18 protein-coding genes are annotated in these 19,309 nt (G+C 62.1%); 8 read left to right on the forward strand and 10 right to left on the reverse strand.

Going from position 1 to position 19,309, the window contains the following annotated elements; translation table 11 throughout:
- Nucleotides 1-41: 41 nt before the first annotated feature.
- On the reverse strand, nt 42-347 hold the full coding sequence (rplU, locus tag O3303_RS14450; protein ID WP_044015375.1) for a 50S ribosomal protein L21: 306 nt from the start codon (nt 345-347) through the stop codon (nt 42-44).
- Nucleotides 348-817: 470 nt separating this feature from the next.
- Between rplU and O3303_RS14455 the strand changes: the two genes are divergently transcribed.
- The 4 genes from O3303_RS14455 (at nt 818) to O3303_RS14470 (ending at nt 6,449) form a co-directional block, all read left to right on the forward strand.
- Entirely contained in the window at nt 818-1,780 is a 963-nt protein-coding gene (locus O3303_RS14455) for a ribonucleoside-diphosphate reductase small subunit (RefSeq protein WP_269559100.1), read from the forward strand.
- Between the two features lie 370 nt (nt 1,781-2,150).
- Nucleotides 2,151-4,532, forward strand: coding sequence for a ribonucleoside-diphosphate reductase subunit alpha (locus tag O3303_RS14460; RefSeq protein WP_269559101.1), 2,382 nt, complete (start codon nt 2,151-2,153; stop codon nt 4,530-4,532).
- A 710-nt stretch (nt 4,533-5,242) separates the two neighbouring features.
- Nucleotides 5,243-5,668, forward strand: a complete 426-nt coding sequence (locus O3303_RS14465) for a hypothetical protein (RefSeq protein ID WP_269559102.1) — start codon at nt 5,243-5,245, stop codon at nt 5,666-5,668.
- A 94-nt stretch (nt 5,669-5,762) separates the two neighbouring features.
- On the forward strand, nt 5,763-6,449 hold the full coding sequence (locus O3303_RS14470; protein ID WP_269559103.1) for a RibD family protein: 687 nt from the start codon (nt 5,763-5,765) through the stop codon (nt 6,447-6,449).
- A gap of 293 nt (nt 6,450-6,742) precedes the next feature.
- On the opposite strand, the gene O3303_RS14475 is transcribed toward O3303_RS14470, so the two are convergent.
- The 9 genes from O3303_RS14475 to O3303_RS14515 form a co-directional block, all read right to left on the reverse strand.
- Complete coding sequence (locus O3303_RS14475) at nt 6,743-7,066, reverse strand: hypothetical protein (protein ID WP_269559104.1); 324 nt, start codon at nt 7,064-7,066, stop codon at nt 6,743-6,745.
- Nucleotides 7,067-7,225: 159 nt separating this feature from the next.
- A complete protein-coding gene (locus O3303_RS14480; protein WP_269559105.1) occupies nt 7,226-7,540 on the reverse strand; it encodes a hypothetical protein in 315 nt (104 codons plus the stop codon).
- Between the two features lie 186 nt (nt 7,541-7,726).
- Nucleotides 7,727-8,140 (reverse strand): hypothetical protein, encoded by a 414-nt coding sequence (locus tag O3303_RS14485; RefSeq protein WP_269559106.1) that lies wholly within the window; start codon nt 8,138-8,140, stop codon nt 7,727-7,729.
- A gap of 159 nt (nt 8,141-8,299) precedes the next feature.
- Nucleotides 8,300-9,694 (reverse strand): M56 family metallopeptidase, encoded by a 1,395-nt coding sequence (locus O3303_RS14490; protein WP_269559107.1) that lies wholly within the window; start codon nt 9,692-9,694, stop codon nt 8,300-8,302.
- Nucleotides 9,694-10,062 carry a BlaI/MecI/CopY family transcriptional regulator gene (locus O3303_RS14495; RefSeq protein ID WP_269559108.1) on the reverse strand — a complete coding sequence of 123 codons (369 nt, stop codon included), beginning with the start codon at nt 10,060-10,062 and terminating at the stop codon, nt 9,694-9,696. The genes O3303_RS14490 and O3303_RS14495 overlap by 1 nt, the downstream gene beginning before the upstream one ends.
- Nucleotides 10,063-10,423: 361 nt before the next feature.
- A complete protein-coding gene (locus tag O3303_RS14500) occupies nt 10,424-12,550 on the reverse strand; it encodes a M13 family metallopeptidase (RefSeq protein ID WP_269559109.1) in 2,127 nt (708 codons plus the stop codon).
- Between the two features lie 216 nt (nt 12,551-12,766).
- The gene (locus tag O3303_RS14505) at nt 12,767-14,869 is read right to left on the reverse strand and encodes a M13 family metallopeptidase (RefSeq protein ID WP_269559110.1); all 2,103 of its coding nucleotides are present in this window, start codon (nt 14,867-14,869) and stop codon (nt 12,767-12,769) included.
- Between the two features lie 160 nt (nt 14,870-15,029).
- The gene (locus O3303_RS14510) at nt 15,030-15,452 is read right to left on the reverse strand and encodes a hypothetical protein (RefSeq protein ID WP_269559111.1); all 423 of its coding nucleotides are present in this window, start codon (nt 15,450-15,452) and stop codon (nt 15,030-15,032) included.
- A 55-nt stretch (nt 15,453-15,507) separates the two neighbouring features.
- Nucleotides 15,508-16,581 (reverse strand): NADH:flavin oxidoreductase/NADH oxidase, encoded by a 1,074-nt coding sequence (locus O3303_RS14515; protein WP_269559112.1) that lies wholly within the window; start codon nt 16,579-16,581, stop codon nt 15,508-15,510.
- A gap of 145 nt (nt 16,582-16,726) precedes the next feature.
- On the opposite strand from O3303_RS14515, the gene O3303_RS14520 reads away from it, so the two are divergent.
- From O3303_RS14520 to O3303_RS14535, 4 genes are all read left to right on the forward strand, one after another.
- Complete coding sequence (locus O3303_RS14520) at nt 16,727-17,584, forward strand: pirin family protein (protein WP_269561915.1); 858 nt, start codon at nt 16,727-16,729, stop codon at nt 17,582-17,584.
- A gap of 233 nt (nt 17,585-17,817) precedes the next feature.
- Entirely contained in the window at nt 17,818-18,270 is a 453-nt protein-coding gene (locus tag O3303_RS14525) for an Rrf2 family transcriptional regulator (RefSeq protein ID WP_269559113.1), read from the forward strand.
- A 119-nt stretch (nt 18,271-18,389) separates the two neighbouring features.
- On the forward strand, nt 18,390-18,983 hold the full coding sequence (locus tag O3303_RS14530) for an efflux RND transporter periplasmic adaptor subunit (RefSeq protein ID WP_269559114.1): 594 nt from the start codon (nt 18,390-18,392) through the stop codon (nt 18,981-18,983).
- Nucleotides 18,984-19,019: 36 nt separating this feature from the next.
- Nucleotides 19,020-19,271 (forward strand): acyl carrier protein, encoded by a 252-nt coding sequence (locus O3303_RS14535; protein WP_269559115.1) that lies wholly within the window; start codon nt 19,020-19,022, stop codon nt 19,269-19,271.
- The last annotated feature ends 38 nt before the right edge of the window (nt 19,272-19,309 follow it).

Raw genomic sequence — 19,309 nt, forward strand, 5'->3', positions numbered from 1 at the left:
TCAATAAACTAAGCCCCCGACACCAACAACTATGCACTAGATTAACCGATGCTGTTGATCATTACTTTGGTGAACTGCTGACGGTGACCGTTCAGCTTCTTATAGCCCTTGCGGCGCTTCTTCTTGAATACCAATACCTTGTCGCCCTTTACGTGCGCCAGAATGGTACCGGTTACGGCCACGTCCAACAGCGGCGAGCCGATGGTGATGGTTCCGTCGTTATCGGTGAGCATGGCTTTGCCCAGCTCCACACTGTCGCCGACGTTGCCAGCCAAACGGTGGGCGTATACAAATTTATTGGCTTCGACCTTAGTCTGCTTCCCGGCTATGTTGACAATTGCGTACATCGGCGTCTTCGCGGTTTCTGAAAAATGGAAGGCAAAAGTAGAAGTATCGTTTTACAAATCCAAACCCTAACTCATTAAACATCATTACTCCACCACTCAGGCCACGTAGCGGCGGTTTGTCAAGGAACGCGCCAGCGGGTACGCGAATAGGTTTTTTGTGGAAAACCACGATTGTCCACACGCAAATTGTGGAAAACTTTTCCACAATTTGGGATTTTCGGGCAGTTTTTGCCTCTTTTCGGGAATACAGGGCGCTGAACGTGATTATCTGGCAATGAAAATTTAACACGTAAAAAATGCCAGAGCAGTGTCTGGCAAGCCGGTCAAGGAGGGTATATTTGGTGCTCCAACCTGCCGCCGACCACCGCCAACAGCCCCGAACATTCTGGTTGGCCCGTTGGTTTCTGGCTTCCCGGCGCTGCCCCCGCCCGTGGGGCACTTAGATCCTTTCACCCGTATTGCTTTCAGCTATGGAACCGTTGCTCACTGAGAATCCCAACCGATTTGTCCTCTTCCCCATCCAGCACAACGACGTGTGGCAGATGTACAAGAAGGCGGAAGCCTCGTTCTGGACGGCCGAGGAAATTGACCTCTCCCAGGACCAGAAAGACTGGGAAGCCCTCAGCGACAACGAGCGGCACTTTATCAGCCACGTGCTGGCCTTCTTTGCAGCTTCCGACGGCATCGTGAACGAGAACCTGGCGGTGAACTTCATGCAGGAAGTGCAGATGGCTGAGGCCCGCTGCTTCTATGGCTTCCAGGTGATGATGGAAAACATCCACTCCGAAACCTACTCGCTGCTGATCGACACATATATCAAAGACCCCAAGCAGAAGGATTACCTCTTCAACGCCCTGGAAACGGTGCCGTGCGTGAAGAAGAAGGGCGACTGGGCCATCAAGTGGATCAACTCGGAGAACTTCACCGAGCGCCTAATTGCTTTTGCGGCGGTGGAAGGCATCTTCTTCTCGGGCTCGTTCTGCAGCATTTTCTGGCTGAAGAAGCGCGGCCTGATGCCCGGCCTCACGTTCTCCAACGAGCTGATTTCCCGCGACGAAGGCCTACACTGCGACTTCGCCTGCCTGCTCTACAAAGACCACCTGCAGAACAAGCTGCCCGAAGCCCGCGTGCACGAAATCATCCAGGACGCCGTGCAGATTGAGCAGGAGTTCGTGACCGATGCGCTGCCCGTGAACCTGATTGGCATGAATGCCAAGACGATGAGCCAGTACATCGAGTTTGTGGCCGACCGCCTGCTGGAATCGTTGGGCTACAGCAAGATCTACGGCGCCTCCAATCCCTTCGACTTCATGGAAATGATTTCGCTGCAGGGCAAAACCAACTTCTTCGAGAAGCGTGTGGCCGAGTACCAGAAGGCCGGCGTGATGAGCGAGCGAACCGAAAACGCCTTCTCGCTGGACGAGGACTTTTAAGCTTTTTTCACTCCGCGCAGAAAGCGTGTTCTCAGGAGCTGTTTGCTTCCGGGGACACGCTTTTTGCTGCCCGTTCGGGCCCGGCCAATACCAATTCTTTGCAATCCGCCAACCCCATTTTTGGGCGCCGGCCGAGGCTATATAGCCGCCACCGGATTCCGAAAAAGCCCCTGATCTGCATTGCGTTAGGCTTATGTGGAAAACTTCTGAAAAGAAGGTTTGTCCTACAGCCCAGATAGAAATAACTTCCGCTATCAATGGATACCGCGCCGTTACGAGCGGGCCTCCTTCGAGCTGATTCCGACCTGCCGCCTCCCGTTGGAGCGGCTATGCCCATACCCCAACACTCCCCACATCAACTGCTACGCTTATGTTGGTACTCAAACGCGACGGCCGCCGCGAATCCGTGAAGTTCGATAAGGTTACGGCCCGCATCGAGAAGCTTTGCTACGGTCTCAACCAGAACTTCATTTCCCCGATTGAGGTAGCCAAAAAGGTTATCGACGGTATCTACGATGGCGTGACCACCGTGGAGCTCGACAACCTGGCCGCTGAAACCGCTGCCTCGCTCACCACCAAGCACCCCGACTACGCCATCCTGGCCGCGCGCATTGCCGTGAGCAACCTGCACAAGGTCACCAGCAAGTCGTTCAGCAGCACCATGAAGCGGCTGCACACCTACGAGGACCCCAAGACCGGCGAAAACGCTTCCCTCGTGGCCCAGGACGTGTGGGAAATCGTGCACGCTCACGCCGCTACGCTGGATTCGGCCATCATCTACGACCGGGACTATAACTACGACTACTTCGGCTTCAAGACGCTGGAGCGCAGCTACCTGCTCCGCTTGGATGGCAAGGTGGTGGAGCGGCCCCAGCACATGCTGATGCGCGTGGCCATTGGCATCCACAAGGAGGATATTGCCGCCGCCATTGAAACCTACGAGCTGATGAGCGAGCGGTGGTTCACGCACGCCACGCCTACGCTGTTCAACGCCGGCACGCCCAAGCCCCAGCTCAGCTCCTGCTTCCTGCTCACGATGAAGGACGACTCCATCGAGGGCATTTACGACACGCTGAAGAACTGTGCGTTGATTTCGCAGAGCGCCGGCGGGATTGGCCTGGCCGTGCACAATGTGCGCGCCACCGGCACCTACATCAAAGGCACCAACGGCACCTCCAACGGCCTCGTGCCCATGTTGAAGGTGTTCAACGACACGGCCCGCTACGTGGACCAGGGCGGCGGCAAGCGCAAAGGCGCCTTCGCCATCTACCTGGAGCCCTGGCACGCCGACATCATCGACTTCCTGGACCTCAAGAAAAACCACGGCAAGGAGGAGATGCGTGCCCGCGACCTGTTCTTCGCCCTCTGGACGCCCGACCTGTTCATGAAGCGCGTGGAGCAGAACGGCGACTGGACCCTGATGTGCCCCCACGAGTGCCCCGGCCTGGATACCACCTACGGTGAGGAGTTCGAGAAGCTCTACCAGAAGTATGAGCGCGAAGGCAAAGGCCGCCGCACCATGAAGGCCCAGGAGCTATGGTTCGCCATTCTGGAAAGCCAGACCGAGACCGGCACGCCCTACATGCTGTTCAAGGACGCCGCCAACAGCAAGAGCAACCAGAAAAACCTCGGCACCATCAAGAGCTCCAACCTCTGCACCGAGATTATGGAGTACACCGACGAGAACGAAATTGCCGTGTGCAACCTCGCCTCGCTGGCCCTCCCCCGCTACGTGCGCCCCGACGACGCCGGCAATCTGTTCTTCGACCATAAGAAGCTCTACGACGTTACGTACCACGCCACGCTGAACCTGAACAAGGTTATCGACATCAATTACTACCCCGTGATTGAGGCCGAGCGCAGCAACCGCCGCCACCGCCCCATCGGGCTGGGCGTGCAAGGGCTGGCCGATACGTTCATTGCCCTGCGCATGCCGTTCGAGAGCGACGAAGCCAGCGGCCTGAACAAGGACATCTTCGAGACCATCTACTTCGCGGCCATGACGGCCTCCAAGGACCTGGCCATGCGCGACGGCCACTACGAAACCTTCCCGGGCTCGCCGCTGAGCGAAGGCAAATTCCAGTTCGACCTCTGGAACGTGCAGCCCGACTCCGGCCGCTGGGATTGGGACACACTGCGCGCCCAGGTGATGGAGCACGGCGTGCGCAACTCGCTGCTGGTAGCGCCCATGCCGACGGCCTCCACGGCCCAGATTCTGGGTAACAACGAGTCGTTTGAGCCCTACACCTCCAACATCTATGTGCGCCGCGTGCTGAGCGGCGAGTTCATGGTGGTGAACAAGCACCTGCTGAAAGACCTGGTGAAGCTGGGCCTGTGGAACGAGCAGATGAAGAACGCCATCATTGCCGCCAACGGCTCGGTGCAGGACATCCCCACCATCCCGCAGAACATCAAGGACCTGTACAAAACGGTGTGGGAGATTTCGCAGCGCCGCATCATTGATATGTCGGCCGACCGGGGCGCCTACATCTGCCAGAGCCAGAGCCTGAACCTGCACGTGCTGAACGTGAACTTCGGCAAGCTCACCAGCATGCACTTCCACTCGTGGAAGAAGGGCCTGAAAACCGGCATGTACTACCTGCGCACCAAAGCCGCCGCCGACGCCATCAAGTTCACGGTGCAGAAGCAAGCCGCCGAGACCCTGGAGCCGCTGAACGTATCGGCCCAGAACGCCTCCGACATGGCCTGCTCCCTGGATGATCCGGACGGCTGCGAGGCTTGCGGGTCGTAATACTAAAACATTAGGAGTAGACTGGTATGCTAATTAGTTTACCAATCTACTCCTAGCGTTTTAGCAAGATGACAAAAAGCGTCACGGCTATTTTGTAACTTGTTGACGTGGATCTTACTCGCCATTCAACCCTATTGGGAGCCTATAGAAAGACGTAAAAATTAGCAAATCACAGCAGTCAGACATTTGCTGCGGGTGGGGCAAAAAGAAACCCAGTTGAGTTCGTACCTCAACTGGGCTCTAGACGGGATAGTCCTGGCTAGTATTCTTTTCTCCAAACTTCATATACCCATGAAGCAGGCCGAAAAAGCCGACCACCCAGATTATGTTGAAGTGTTCACCCCGTACATTACGATTAAAGGCGTGAGGCGCTATCGTAAAGACGGTAAGATGTGGCATTTCTACGCAAAGCGTAGATAGCTTCAACATAACCAAGAGGAGGTACCCTAAAGGGTATCTCCTTTTCGGTTTTAGTTAAATGTATGCGGATTCATCGGATAAAGACAAACTGTATCGTAAAAAGTTATACAGATTGCTTATAAAGCACAATAAGTTTCCCATCTGGCGCGAGTGTACCACAGCCTAACCCATAACCAGCCCTTAGGTGGAGATTATACCTCCACTGCCGCAACGCGGCAAACCGGCACCGCGCCGCCTGGAGAAATCCGGGCGGCGTCTTTCGTTTGGGCGGGGGCCGCTACCTTGCCGCCGTGCGCTACCCAACTGTTTCCACTCCCTCCTACGCCTGGCCCCTTCGGCTGGTGGTGGCCATCTACGCCGCGTGCTTCCTGATTGGCACCTACACCCACGCGGCCAGCATTCTGCGGCGGGGGCTGCTGGCGTTTCCGGTGCCGGTGGGCATCGGGGTGTTCTGGGATGCCCTGACGCTGCTCGACCCGCTAGCGGCGGGGCTGGTCTGGTGGCGGCCGCGCATAGGCGTGCCGCTGGCGGCAGGCATTATGGCGGTGGATATCAGCGTGAACACCCACGTGTACCTGGCAGGCTACTTCGGGCCGGCAGTAGCGGGACTGGTGCCGCTGAGTTTGCTGGAGCAGGCGCTGTTTGGCGTGTTCGTGTTCGTGACGGCGCCGGCCATATACCGGCAGGTGGCGCGGCCGCATGCGCTGCCGGGCTAGCAGGTATACCCGGCCGGCGCGGCCGCTTGCCGAAGCGGTACGTATAAGGCCGTTTCGGGCGAGGCTGCTGTGCCCGCTCTTACTCTGCTTTACGATGAAACCGCACGTAATCTGCCACATGATGAGCTCCCTCGATGGGCGCATCATCCTCAGCCGCTGGGGCGCCAAACCCAACACCCAGGAGTACGAAACTACCGCCGCCACCTTCGGGGCCGATGCCTGGCTGGTGGGCCGCGTCACGATGGAAAAGGACTTCACCGACGGCCTCGCCCCCGACCTGCAGCCCGCCCCCGAGCCCCTGCCCCGCACCGACTACGTGGCCGAACACGGCGCCACCTCGTTTGCGGTGGCAATAGATGCACACGGCAAGCTGGGCTGGGAGTCGGCCGCCATCGACGACGACCACGTCATCAGTGTCCTCACCGAGCAGGTCAGCGACGAGTATCTGGCCTATTTGCGCCGGGTGGGCGTATCGTACGTGTTCGGCGGGGCCCAGGAGCTGGATCTGGCGCTGGTGCTGGACAAGCTGGGGGAGCTGTTTCCCATCAAAACGCTGCTGCTGGAAGGCGGCGGCCACGTCAACGGCTCCTTGCTGCGCGCCGGCCTGATAGACGAGCTGAGCCTCCTGCACTACCCGGTGGTGGACGGCGCGGCCTCCTCGCCCACCATGTTCGAGCAGGGCGAGCAGCCCGGCCCACCCCGGCAGTTTGCGCTACTGAGCGTGGAGCAGCGTCCCGGTGGCATTCTGTGGCTGCGCTACAAAGCCGGCCCGGCCGGGTAAGCCCCCTGGCGCAAATCTGGCGCCGCGCAGCCCGTGTCAAACCGAAAACGCCGCCTGGAGCAATCTGGGCGGCGTTGTTGGGAAAGTAGTCGGCGGGCAGCCAGCGGGTGGGTGCGGCATTGTTGCGGGTGCAGCGGCGGATGTTCTGCAGCCAGCGCCGGGAGTTCCAGTGCGGCTGAGCGGCGGCCACAGCCTGTACGCTCCCCGGGCGGCGGCACTGCCTGCGGCGGCACCTTGGCACAAACCGTCCTCGTTGCCCTTAGCCCGCCGGCCGTGCCATTGCACCGGGCGCGCTAGGGTCGGCGGCGAGCTGGTGCTTTCGGCGCCGGGCGCTGGGCCGGCTCCTCTACCCGCCCTGAATCGAGCGGGCCGACGGTAACGTTGCCGCTGGGCATGGCCGGCAGCGGCAGCGCGCCGTTGGGCCGCACCTGCGAAGGAATGGGCAATGGCTGAGCATTGCGCTGGCTGGCCCCGGTAGGCAGCGTTACGCCCGGCAACGGGCTGACCCGCTCGGTGAGCTTGCGTTGGGTGGACGTGGAAGGGGCGCGGTTCTGGGCCACGGCGGTGGTACCCGCCAACAGGGCCAGCAGTAAAGCAATAGGGAGCGAACGAAGCATAGCAGCACTAGGAAAACGGTACGTCCCTGTATACGGCACCGTCCGGCGGATGGCGGCCAGCCGGCTGCATTTCGCCTGTGGCAGCCGGGCCATCACGCAAACGGCCGCTTTCCCGGGGAGGAAAAGCGGCCGTTTGGGCACTTGCGGTACTGGTGCGGGCTACTGGCGCGGCGGCATGGTGCCGGTTGGCGCGTCCACCTGAATCCGGCCCTTAGGCGCGGTGGCTCTCTGCTTGGTTTTGCGGGCGGCTTTGCGGCGGGCGGCGCGGCGGCGGAAGAAGCCCAGGCGGCGCTTTTTACTGCGGCTGTTGCCGCGGTAGCGCTTGTAGTTGGGGCGCGGAATGACGGTAACGGCATCCGTTTCGGAAGCGGCGGCTTCCGTGAGGGCGGCCTCGGGGCCAGCGGCGGCCAGCGTGGTGGCGGGCTCCAGCAGCACCATGAGGGCGCACAGAAGCAATAGTATTATTTTAGACATGGACCGAAGAAAAAAAGGTAAAACAGGCAGCATTTGGGCCGTTAAAGCACTTATAAACAATGCCTGTACGTCCTCTGTATCAAAGATAATGGCTATAATCGAGCCAATATTACGTTTACCCTCAATATGCAACAGGATACCTGAAAATTGCCTTTTTCAGCGGCCACTACTTTTCTGCCTGTTTCTCTAGCTGCGCGAGGTCAGCCACCGGACTGCCTCGCCTTCGTCGATGAACTGATTGAGCGAGCAGTAGTCGCCGTGGGTGTAGGGCAGCGGCGGCAGGGTGTCGTCCTGCACGTCGTCGGCCTGGTAGGGCGCAATCAGGAACGCCAGGTACACGTGCGCGTTGAGGTGGCGGCGCAGCGTGGGGTAAAACTCGGTGGTCAGCCAGTGCACGTCCTGGGCATCTACCTGCAGGCGGCGGCGCGAGTCAATCAGCCAGCGGGTGCAGCTGCCGCAGGAAGCGGCGTAGTGCAGCATGGCCTGGTAGCCGGCGCGCAGCTCGCCCGATTCCGCCGGCCGGGTCCAGCGGGCGGCCACAATGCCCAGGTCGGGGCGGTGGCTGAGGTGGAGGAAATCAGTTAGCGTGGTTGGCGTCATGCAAACAGGAGTAGGTGGCAGGCCAGGAAAGAGTGCAGTGCTACCGATACGCACCATCGGCGCTTAGCGTTGGCTGCCGGTAGCAGCAGCCCCCGTAAACGCTGCTGCCCGGCTCACTCCTGGGGAGGAAGCCGGGCAGCAGCAGACTCTCGCCTCGGGCTAGGGCTGCACCGGGGGCACCGGCACCACCGGCGGCTGGATGTTGTAGCGGCGGTTGAACTCGGCCACGGTTTCGGAACTCACGTTGCGCTTGGTCACCACGACCATCACGCCATCCGCGGCGCCGACGCCAAAAACACTGGTGGCGTCGGGCCCCTTCACCACGTTCACACTGGCAATGGTGCGGCGGTTGAGGGCATTGATGGCCTGCTGGGTGGAAGGCTGGCCGTCGAGGAAGTACAGGCTGGGCTTGGCATTCGACACGGTTGGGTCCAGCACGATGCTGTACTGCTGCATGAAAGCCTTCACCTCTGCCGAATTTTTGTTCTGCTTCGTGATGACGAGAATAGCGCCGTCAGCGGCCTCAGCGCCAAACGCTTTGACAGCAGCCTCGCCTTTCAGCACGTTCATGCTCTCAATGGCTTTGGGGTCTAGTTTGCTCAGCTCGCTTTCAGCAACCCGCTTGCCATCCACAAAATAAAGAGGCGCGGCAGTCCGGCTGGTCTGCTGTGGCTCTGCAGCAGTAGCCTGGGTGGCGGCGGTGGTCAGGAGCAGGCCCAAGGCTACGGGCAGCACAGCAGCGTAGCGCAACAGCTGGCGCCGGGCGGAAGGACGGGAATTCATCATACGGATACGGTTTTTGAGGATGATAAAGGAAAAAGGCGTGACTAAAGCCGGGCCGGCGGCCAGCGTACTGAGCCGGACCAGACTGTATTGATACTGTTTCGGGGCCAGCTGGCTTTCGTGCAGCACGGCGGCATCGGCAATGAACTCCAGGTTTTCCTGGGTGGCACGCAGCCACAGCCAGGCCGCCGGACTGGCCCAGGCCAGCACCCGGTGCAGGTGGCCCAGCAGCACATCCAGCGTGTGGGCCTGGCGCACGTGCACCTGCTCGTGCAGCAACACCACCGGCAGCTCAGTGGGCGCGTGGTGGGCCGGGTTGAGGTAGATGGCGCGCCCAAACGAAAACGGACTCACCTCCCCCATCACCGCCCGAAACCGCACGCCTGCCGCCTCCGCCGGCCGGGAAGCCCGGTGCAACCGCCACAGTGAGGCAACCTGCACCAACAGTTGCAGCAGCAGCACCGTCGCGCCCAGGCCGTAGGCGGCCAGCAGCCACGCGCCATAGTCGAGGCCAGAAGCAGCCGGAGCGGCCACGCCGGCCGCAGCAGGCCAGGCGGTCAGCACTTGCGCCAGCGGCGCGGCCGGGGCCACGGCGGGCCGCAGCCAGCCCAGATCCAGCAATGGGTAAACGGCCGCCAGAGCCAGCGCCGCCAGCAGATAACCTCGGTTGAGCTGGTGAAACGTGAGCCGGCGCAACAGCCCGTAGTACACGGCCAGCAACAGCAGCAGCGCCCCCTGCATTTGCAGCAGATACAGAAGCAGCGCAGGCATCAGGGCCGGGTTTTGCGGTTTTCAATCATGTCGATGATGTCCTGCAGCTCCTCGGGGCTGATTTTCTGTTCCTGGGCGAAGAACGACACCAGTTCCTTATAGGAATTGCGGAAGTAGTCGCCCACGAAGGTGCCCAGGAAGCGCCGCCGGTATTCCTCGGCCGTGACGCTGGGCACGAACCGGAAGGTGTTGCCCAGCTTGCGGCTGGTCAGGTAGTTTTTGCGCTCCAGGTTGCGCACCGTGGAGGCCAGCGTGGTGTAGGGCGGGCGTGGCTCGGGCAGTAGCTCCAGCACTTCCTTGATGAAGCCGCCGCCCAGCTGCCAGAAGCCCCGCATGGCCTCTTCCTCGGGTTGAGTTAATCGTTCCATTCTCCTATTACGAACTTTTCGTAATTCTACGAATAAATCGTATTGCTTGGTTGTCAGCGAGAATAGTTTTTTTCACAAGAAAACAGAAAGGCCGCCTGCACAGTGCAGGCGGCCTTTCTTGCCTTGATGCCCTTGTGGCAGAAGGGCACTGGCTCAGCGGCTGTTGAACGGTGTAGAGACGCGACACTTCGCGTCTCGTCGTTGAACGACCGGAATCTTGCCAGACAAATAACATCAGCAACGACGAGACGCGAAGTGTCGCGTCTCTACACCGTTCCCAAAATCACCCTTCACCAATCACCATCAGCACACAGCAACCGGCCCGACGGCTTCAACAGCCGCCGGACCGGGACGTTCTATGCTACCAGATGTTGGCGCGCACGTTCTGGGCGCGGACCATTTTGGCGTCTTCCTTGCAGCCGAAGGCCTCGTAGAACTGGGGCATGTTCATGAGTGGGCCGTTGGTGCGGTACTGGGCCGGGGAGTGCGAGTCGGTGAGGACCTGCTGGCGGATGTATTCGGGGCGGGCGTTGGTGCGCCACACCTGGGCCCAACCCAGGAAGAAGCGCTGCTCGGGCGTGAAGCCGTCGTAGCGGGGGCGCGGGTTGCTGCCGTATTTCTTCTGCAGTTCCTTTTCCAGGGCCGAGTAGGCCAGGGCGAGGCCGCCGAAGTCGGCCAGGTTTTCGCCCATCGTGAGCTTACCGTTCACGAACACCGAATCCAGGGGCTGGAAGGCCGAGTATTGGGCGCCCACCATGTCGGCGCGCTTCGTGAATTCGGCCGCATCTTCCTTGGTCCACCAGTCGCGCAGGTTACCCTGGGCATCCGACTGCCGGCCCCGGTCGTCGAAGCCGTGGGTGATTTCGTGGCCAATAACTGCGCCCATGCCGCCGTAGTTTACCGCGTCGTCGGCCTTAGGGTCGAAGAACGGCGGCTGCATGATGCCGGCCGGAAACACGATTTCGTTGAGCGAGGAGTTGTAGTAGGCATTCACCGTGGGCGGGGTCATGCCCCACACTTCGCGGTCAATCGGCTTGCCGTAGCGGCTCAGGTTGTCCTTCGACTCCCACTCGCGGGCGGCCAGCACATTTTTCAGGTACGATTCGCGGCTCATCGAGAGGGCCGAATAGTCCTTCCATTTGTCAGGGTAGCCGATTTTGACGGTGAAGGAGTTGAGCTTCTTGATGGCTTCCTCCTTAGTGGCGGCGCTCATCCACTCTAGGCCGCGGATATGCTCGCCCATGGCTTCCTTGATGTTGGCCACCATTTGCTGAGCCTTCACCTTGGTTTCGGGCGCGAAGGCCTTGTCCACATAGAGCTGGCCGAAGGCTTCGCCCAGCGCGCCATCGGTGGCGCGAAGCATGCGCTTCCAGCGAGGCTGCTGCTGCTTGGCGCCGCTCAGCACCTGCTGGAACCGGAAGCTCTCGTCGCCAAACGACTGCGGCAGCGCCGACATCAGCGACGAGGTGAGGTGCCAGCGCAGGTAGGTTTTCCAGTCGCCGAGGGGCTCCTGCTTGAGGGCCGTGCTGGCTTCCTGCAGGAACTCGGGCTGGCCCACAATCACCTCTTTAGCCGAGTTGAGGCCCAAAGCGGGCAGCATCACGGGCAGCCCCAGGTTGGGGTATTTCTGGGCGGCTTCGGCCACCGTCATCTTGTTGTAGTTGGCGTACGGGTCGCGCAGGGCTACGCGGTCCTTGCTGGCTTTGGCGAGCCGGGTTTCGAGGCGCAGCACCGTAGCAGCGCTTTTGGCGGCCACGGCCGGGCTCTCACCCAGCATCTTGAACGTGTTGGTAAGGTAGGTGGTGTAGGCCGTGCGGATGGTTTTGGAGCGGGCATCATCCTTGAGGTAGTAGTCCCGGTCGGGCAGGCTGAGGCCGCCCTGGCTGAGGTAGAGGGCGTACTCGTCGCTCTTTTTGCGGTCCTGGTTCACGCCCAGTCCGAACACCGAGCGGGTTTGCAGACGCTGAGCGCGCACCAGCTCGATTTGCAGCCCGCGCAAGTCTTTCACCGCGTTGATGCGGGCCAGTTCTGGCTGCAGGTACTTCAGGCCGGCTTTGTCGATGGCCATGGAGTCCATGGCCGTGGCGTAATAGTCGCCAACTTTCTGCAGGTTGGTGCCCTTGGCGGCGGTTTTGTTGGCGGCCGAAGTTTCCAGAATCTGGCGCATCACGGCCTCATTCTGGTTGATGAGCCCGTTCCAGGAGCTCCAGCGCGACTCGGCGGCCGGAATCGGGTTGTTCTTCAGCCAGGTGCCCGAAGCGTATTGGAAGAAGTCGTCGCAGGGATTTACCGACTTATCAATATTGGCCGGATCAATACCGACGCCGGGCAGTACCGGGCCGAGCTGGGCCGTGGCCGTAGCATCAGTCGTAGCCGGCGTAGCGGCGGGCGTGGTGGCGGTGGTAGCAGGCGTACTGGCCGCACAGCCGGCCAGGGCCATGCCGGCTGCCGTGCCCAGGGAGAGCAGGAAGGTGCGTTGTGGGGTCATTGGTGGGGGGATGAAGGTTGTGGGAGAAGTTGGAATTAGGAGAAGAAAGAACGTCATGCAGAGGTGCAGCCGAAGCATCTCGTGTGCTGACGTTGCTTCACTAGCCCAGGGTTTAAACCCTGGGCTACGGAGCGGTTGCCGTTCGACGATTTAACAACATCAGCACGCGAGATGCTTCGCTCCGCTCAGCATGACGTTCTTTTTATGTGCTTCCGGCTACCAAATCACCGCCCGCTCGGCATCCGGGCGGACCATTTTCTGGCCGGGCGTGCAGCCGAAGGCCTGGTAGAACTCGGGCATGTTCATGAGGGGGCCGATGGTGCGGTACTGGCCGGGCGAGTGGGGGTCGGTGAGGATTTGCTGGCGCAGGGCTTCGGGGCGAATGTTCTGGCGGCGCAGCTGGGCCCAGCTCAGGAAGAAGCGCTGCTCGGGCGTGAAGCCGTCGATGAGCGGGCGGTTGCCTTTGCCGTACTGCTTGTCGAGCTGCTTCTGGAGGGCGGCGTACACGATGGTGAGGCCGGCAAAGTCAGCCAGGTTTTCGCCCATCGTGAGCTTGCCGTTCACGTACACCGAATCCAAAGGCGAGAAGGCCGAGTACTGGGTGCCCACCACGGCGGCGCGCTTCGTGAATTCGGCCGCGTCGGCGGGCGTCCACCAGTCGCGCAGGTTGCCTTCCGAGTCGTACTGCCGGCCCGAGTCGTCGAAACCGTGGGTCATTTCGTGGCCCATCACCCCGCCAATGGCGCCGTAGTTTACCGCGTCGTCGGCTTCGGGGTCGAAGAACGGCGGTTGCAGGTAGCCGGCCGGGAACACAATTTCGTTCATCGGCGGGCTGTAGTAGGCGTTGATGGTAGGCGGCGTCATGCTCCACTCATTGCGGTCAATGGGTCCGCCGAACTTCTTCACGTTCTGCTGGTAGCCCCACTGGCGCGCCGCCAGCACGTTTTTCAGGTACGATTCGCGCGAAATGTTCAGCGCCGAGTAGTCCTTCCACTTGTCGGGGTAGCCGATTTTCACGCGCAGAGCGCTGAGCTTCTTGAGTGCTTCCTGCTTGGTGGCGGCGCTCATCCAGGTGTTGGTCTGGATGTGCTCGGCCATCGACTCGCGGATGTTGGCCAGCATATCCAGCGCCTTCTGCTTGGCGGCGGGCGAAAACGCCTGGTCCACATACAGCTGCCCGAAGGCTTCGCCCAAAGTGCCATCGGTGGCCGAAAGCATGCGTTTCCAGCGGGTGGGCTGCTGCTTGGCCCCGCTCTGCACCTGCGCAAACCGGAACGCCTCGTCACTAAACGCCTGGGGCAAGGCCGCCGGCACCGACGACACCAGCTGCCAGCTCAGATAGGTTTTCAGGTCGGCCAGCGGCTCCTCTTTCAGCACCGCGCTGACTTCCTTGAAGAACTCGGGCTGGCCCACAATCACCTCCTGGGCCGCACCCAGGCCGTTGCGCTTCAGCAAAGCCGAGGGCTGCAGGTTAGCAAACTGCTTATCGGCCTCAGCCACCGTCATCTTATTATAGCTGGCGTACGGGTCACGCAGCGACACCCGGTCTTTGCTGGCGCGGGCCAGGCGGGTTTCCACGCGCACTACCGTGGCGGCCTTGGCGGCGGCCGTAGCCTCGGCATCACCGAGCAGCTTGAAGATGTTGGTGAGGTAGGTGACGTAGGCGGCGCGCACGGTTTTGGACCGGGCGTCGTCCTTGAGGTAATAGTCCCGGTCGGGCATGCCGAGGCCGCCCTGGCTCATGTTTACGGCATATACCGAGCTGTTTTTGCGGTCGGGCGTGACGCCGGCCCGGAAGAACGCGCCGGTGCCCAGCGTCTGCTGGCGGGCAACTTCGGTGAGCAGGCCGGGCCGGTCTTTCACGGCCGCAATGCGGGCCAGCTCGGGCTTGAGGTAGGTCAGGCCAGCTTTTTCCAGGCCCACCGAGTCCATGCCGACGGCGTAGTAGTCGCCCACTTTCTGGCGGTTCGAGCCGGGGGTGGCGGCGCGGTCGGCGGCGGCATCTTCTAGGATGCGGCGCAGGGTGGCCTGGGTCCGGTCGTTGAGCTCGTTGCGCGGGGCCCAGCTGCTGGCATAGGCCGGAATGGGGTTATTCTTCAGCCAGTTGCCCCCCGAAAACCGGAAGAAGTCCTCGCACGCCGACACCGAGCGGTCCACGTCCTGGGGGTTGATGCTGCGGCCGCCGCTGACAGAGGCCACAGCAGTGGCGGGAGGCGTGGCAGTAGTGCTGGTGGCGGCGGGCTGGGTGGTGGCGCAGCCGGCCAGCGCCAGCAGCAGGGCCGCCGCGCCGGCCCGGTTGGGAGCAGAAAGGTGTTTCATGCAGCGAAATACAGAGTAGGCTTCGCCTAAGGTCGCACCGCGCCGGGAAAGGTTGCGGGCCTCTGTCCATCAACCTGATTAAAAGGCAAAAGCGCGACTGAAAACCCACTCCGGGTTTTCAGTCGCGCTTTTGCCTTTTAATCAGGAAACTATCCTGCCGCTACACCTTGCTTTGCTCGGCCTGCAGCCAGGCAATGGCCTCGCCTTCGTCGGTAAACTGGGCCGACATGGCGTGGCCAGTGTCGGGGTGCCGCAGCTCCGGAAACGGGGACGAATCGGTGGAGGCCAGCAGCTGATGCGGGGCCAGCAGGAAGGCCACCCGGATTTCGCGGCCCAGCTTCTCCAGCGCCTGCCGGGGCGCGTTTTGGTTTACCCAGTTGGTGATTTCGTGCGTCGTCCGAAACCGCCGCCGGGCATCGAGCAGCCAGAACCGGCAGTTGGCGGCGGCGGCGGCCTGAAACAGCTGCACGTAGTTCTGCTTCACCTCCTCGGCCAGACTGATTTCCACCAGCCACCGGCCCACCAGAATATCCAGGTCGGGGCGGTAGAGAATGGGGAAGTCAGGCGTCGAGAAGTCTTGCATCAGACAAAGGTACAGTACAGAAAGCAGGTACGGGCCGGCCCGCTGCGGCACCCGCCTACAGCCGCGGCTTGGCCCGCACGTACTGGTTGGGCCAGGCAATATCAGTGCCCAACTCGTGCGCCGCGTGCAGCGGGAAATAGGCGTCGCGCAAGGATTCCCGGGCCAGCAGCACCAAGTCGGCTTGGCCGCTGGCAATGATGGCTTCGGCCTGCTGCGCGTCGGTGATGAGGCCGACGGCCCCGGTAGGCAGGCCGGTTTCGCGGCGCACCTGCTCGGCAAATTCCACCTGGTAGCCGGGGCCCACGGGAATATCAGCTTTGGCCACGTTGCCGCCGGTGGAGCAGTCCAGCAGATCCACGCCTTTATCTTTCAGGATGCCGGCCAGCTGCACGGTATCCTCGGCCGTCCAGCCGCCCTCGGTCCAGTCGGTGGCCGACACGCGCACCAGCAGCGGCAGGTGCTCAGGCAGCACGGCGCGGGTGGCGTCCACTACTTCCAGCAGCAGCCGGATACGGTTTTCGAAGGAGCCGCCGTATTCGTCCTGGCGGTGGTTGCTCAGAGGCGAGAAGAACTCGTGCAGCAAGTAGCCGTGGGCGGCATGCAGCTCAATCACCTCGTAGCCCGCCTCCAAAGAGCGCAGCGTGGCCGCGCGGAAGTCGGCCACTACCTGCCCGATTTCGGCCACACTCAGGGCGTGGGGGGTGGGTTCGTCGGGCGTGAAGGGCTCGGCGCTGGGCGCTACGGTCTGCCAGCCGTGGGGCTCGGTGGGCAGGATAGCGTCGGCGCCTTCCCAGGGGTTGCGGTGACTGGCTTTGCGGCCGGCGTGGGCCAGCTGAATGCCCGCCACCGAGCCCTGGGCCTTGATAAAGTCGGTGATGCGGCGCAGAAACGGCACGTGCTCATCTTTCCAGATGCCCAGGTCGCCGGGCGTAATACGGCCTTCCGGCGACACGGCCGTGGCTTCCTGAATGATGAGGCTGGCCCCACCCACGGCCCGGCTGCCCAGGTGCACTAGGTGCCAGTCGTTGGCGAAGCCATCCTGGGCGCTGTACATGCACATGGGCGAAATAACTATCCGGTTGCGGAGCGTGATACCACGCAGCGCAAACGGCGAAAACAGATCAGACATGATGAGGAGTTTTGGTCGGTACGAAGCCAGTAAACCCTTTCCGGGGCCGATAGGTTGCGCCGCGGCCGGGCCGCCGGAAACAAGTGCGCCCGTTTCCGGGTAGTGCTAGGCACCTGGCTTCCGCCACCTGTTCTCTTCCCCTATGATGCGCACCATCAAGCAGCAGCACCGCGCCGTCAGCGCCCACATTGCCGACCTGGTTACCTACCGGGCCCTGCCCACGGAGGCCGTCGAGCACCTCGACCCGTTCCTGTTTCTCAACCACCACGGCCCCCAGACCTACCCGGCCCGCAACCACGGCCTCCCCTTCGGCCCGCACCCCCACCGCGGCTTCGAGACGGTGACCTTCATTCTGGACGGCGACATCATGCATCAGGACAGCGGCGGGCACCAGAGCGTTATCGGGCCGGGCGGCATTCAGTGGATGACGGCCGGCAGCGGCCTGATTCACTCGGAAATATCGTCCGACGAGTTCAAGCAAACCGGCGGCCCGCTGGAGATTCTGCAGTTGTGGGTGAACCTGCCCGCCCAGCACAAAATGACCGCGCCGCACTACGTGGGCTTGCAGGAACCGCAAATTCCGACGGTGGCGCTGGACGAGGGCCGCGTGCAGGTGCACGCCGTTTCGGGCAATTGGGCCGGCACCGAGGGCGCCGTGCAGCCTCTCACGGATATGCAGCTGGCCACCATCAACTTCCAACAGGGCGGGCAGCTGGCCCTCACCATTCCGGCCGAGCGCACCATTTTCTGCTACGTTATCCGGGGCAGCCTGCGCATCAACGGGCAGGAAGCCGCGGCGCGGCAGCTGGTGGAGTTCAACTACGACGGCGACGAGTTCCGGGCCGAGGCCCTCACCGACGATGCCGTGCTGCTGCTCGGTCACGCCGTGCCCTTTCAGGAGCCCATTCTGGCCCACGGGCCCTTCGTGATGAACACCGAGGCCGAAATCCGCCAGGCCTACCAGGACTATCAGGCGGGCAAGTTCGGCGTCTGGAAGGGGTAGCCCCGGCTAGGCAGGCCCAAGTTCTGCGAAATACACTGGCTATCAGGGTTCAGCCTAAAATTTTCTGCGGCTATCTGTAAGGTAAATCCGGCTTTCATTCGTCTGCCAGACAGCAGCGGGGCGGGGCCGCCACCAGCCGGGCGGCCCCACCCCGTTACCGGATTTTGCCGGAACGATTGTCCACAACCATTTTCCTTCGTACATTTGCAACCGAATCAGTTACACTTATTTTCATGAACACTCGCTTCGCCGTCGCAACGCATATCCTGGCTTTCCTGGCGCACAGCTCGGGGCAGCCGGTATCGTCGGAGGTGCTGGCGGGTAGCGCGGGCACCCATCCGGTGGTGGTGCGCCGCCTGATGAGCACGCTCCGCAACGCCGGCCTGGTCCGCACCCAGCTGGGTGCCGGCGGCGGCGCGCTGCTGGCCCGCTCCCCCGAGAGCATTTCATTGCTCGACGTGTACGAAGCCATGCAGGAGCCGGAGCCCGACCTATTTGCCGTGAACAGCACCAAGCCGAACACGCACTGCAACCTGGGCCGGGTGATGCAGCACACGCTCGAAGACCTGCTGGGCAGCGCCGAGCAAGCCATGCGGCAGGCCCTGGCGGCTGTGTCGGTGGCGCAGCTGATGCAGGAGCTGGCCACCCGGCTCCCGCCCGACTGCGGCTGCCCGGGCACTACTTGAGCACGTTTTTTCCGGGTACTTAACTGTAACCAGATTAGTTACCAACTCCTTTTTTTGCCCCACGCTTTTCCTCGTCGCGCACCCAAGCAGTTTTCTGCGTCTGCCGACAGCCCTCCTATATGAACAAGTTTGTTGGAATGGCTTCCGTCATTCTGCTCGGCGCTCTTGGCGTGCTGGCCCTTTGGCTCAGCCGCCTGCCCGATGCCCCCACGCCCGATTCGTCTACCCTCACGGCCTACCTGAGCACGCCGCAACCGGCCGCCCAGCCCACCGTCCCGGCTGGGGTGGCCGTGCCCGCCACCGTAGCCGGGCGGGTCTGGGAAGTGTATTTCACCGAAGGCCAGCACGTGCGCAAAGGCCAGCTTTTGCTGAAGGTCGCGCAGAAGCTGGTGTCGGCTGAGCACCACCGCCTGCAGCAGCAGCTCACCCGCCAACAACTGCGGCAGACAACCCTGACGGGGCAGCAGCCGGCGGCGCCGGCCACCGAGCTGGCGGCTGCCGCGGCCCTCGTGGCCGCTACCGGGCAGCAGCTGGCCGCGCTGCCCTCGCAGCTTAGCTTCCAGTTCGTGACGGCCCCGCACGACGGCGTGATGGTGCGCCGTAGCGTGGCTTCCGGCGACTACCTCAGCCTGGGGGACGCTATTGGCCAGCTGGCGCCGCTGCCCGCCACGCCCGCCGACGACACCACCCTGCTGCTTTCCAGCGCCAACTAACCCGCTCTTCCGCACCGCAACTTTTTACTCCCCCTTATGCAACAGCTTACTCAATATCAGGTGGAACGCATGCTCCACCGCCAGCGCCGCAACCCGGCCCGGCCCCTCACGCCCGCCACCCGCCTCGTCCACGACCTGGGCTTCGATTCCGTTGACGTCGTGGAGCTTACCCTGAACCTGGAAAGCCGCTTCCACATCGAAATACCCGATGCCGAGCTGGAAGAGCTGCACACGGTGCAGGACGTGCTCAACTGCGTAGATCTGCACTTTTCGCCGCCGGCCGCCTAGCCCAGCGGCACTTTTGCGGGCCCGGCAGCTTGCGTATC

The sequence above is a fragment of the Hymenobacter canadensis genome, from assembly GCF_027359925.1.
Lineage (GTDB): Bacteria > Bacteroidota > Bacteroidia > Cytophagales > Hymenobacteraceae > Hymenobacter > Hymenobacter canadensis.

Excerpts from the sequence above, each read along its gene's own strand:
- rplU (WP_044015375.1), bottom strand. The coding sequence starts at position 347 with ATGTACGCAATTGTCAACATAGCCGGGAAGCAGACTAAGGTCGAAGCC.
- O3303_RS14455 (WP_269559100.1), top strand. The coding sequence starts at position 818 with ATGGAACCGTTGCTCACTGAGAATCCCAACCGATTTGTCCTCTTCCCC.
- O3303_RS14460 (WP_269559101.1), top strand. The coding sequence starts at position 2,151 with ATGTTGGTACTCAAACGCGACGGCCGCCGCGAATCCGTGAAGTTCGAT.
- O3303_RS14470 (WP_269559103.1), top strand. The coding sequence starts at position 5,763 with ATGAAACCGCACGTAATCTGCCACATGATGAGCTCCCTCGATGGGCGC.
- O3303_RS14475 (WP_269559104.1), bottom strand. The coding sequence starts at position 7,066 with ATGCTTCGTTCGCTCCCTATTGCTTTACTGCTGGCCCTGTTGGCGGGT.
- O3303_RS14480 (WP_269559105.1), bottom strand. The coding sequence starts at position 7,540 with ATGTCTAAAATAATACTATTGCTTCTGTGCGCCCTCATGGTGCTGCTG.
- O3303_RS14485 (WP_269559106.1), bottom strand. The coding sequence starts at position 8,140 with ATGACGCCAACCACGCTAACTGATTTCCTCCACCTCAGCCACCGCCCC.
- O3303_RS14490 (WP_269559107.1), bottom strand. The coding sequence starts at position 9,694 with ATGCCTGCGCTGCTTCTGTATCTGCTGCAAATGCAGGGGGCGCTGCTG.
- O3303_RS14495 (WP_269559108.1), bottom strand. The coding sequence starts at position 10,062 with ATGGAACGATTAACTCAACCCGAGGAAGAGGCCATGCGGGGCTTCTGG.
- O3303_RS14500 (WP_269559109.1), bottom strand. The coding sequence starts at position 12,550 with ATGACCCCACAACGCACCTTCCTGCTCTCCCTGGGCACGGCAGCCGGC.
- O3303_RS14505 (WP_269559110.1), bottom strand. The coding sequence starts at position 14,869 with ATGAAACACCTTTCTGCTCCCAACCGGGCCGGCGCGGCGGCCCTGCTG.
- O3303_RS14510 (WP_269559111.1), bottom strand. The coding sequence starts at position 15,452 with ATGCAAGACTTCTCGACGCCTGACTTCCCCATTCTCTACCGCCCCGAC.
- O3303_RS14515 (WP_269559112.1), bottom strand. The coding sequence starts at position 16,581 with ATGTCTGATCTGTTTTCGCCGTTTGCGCTGCGTGGTATCACGCTCCGC.
- O3303_RS14520 (WP_269561915.1), top strand. The coding sequence starts at position 16,727 with ATGCGCACCATCAAGCAGCAGCACCGCGCCGTCAGCGCCCACATTGCC.
- O3303_RS14525 (WP_269559113.1), top strand. The coding sequence starts at position 17,818 with ATGAACACTCGCTTCGCCGTCGCAACGCATATCCTGGCTTTCCTGGCG.
- O3303_RS14530 (WP_269559114.1), top strand. The coding sequence starts at position 18,390 with ATGAACAAGTTTGTTGGAATGGCTTCCGTCATTCTGCTCGGCGCTCTT.
- O3303_RS14535 (WP_269559115.1), top strand. The coding sequence starts at position 19,020 with ATGCAACAGCTTACTCAATATCAGGTGGAACGCATGCTCCACCGCCAG.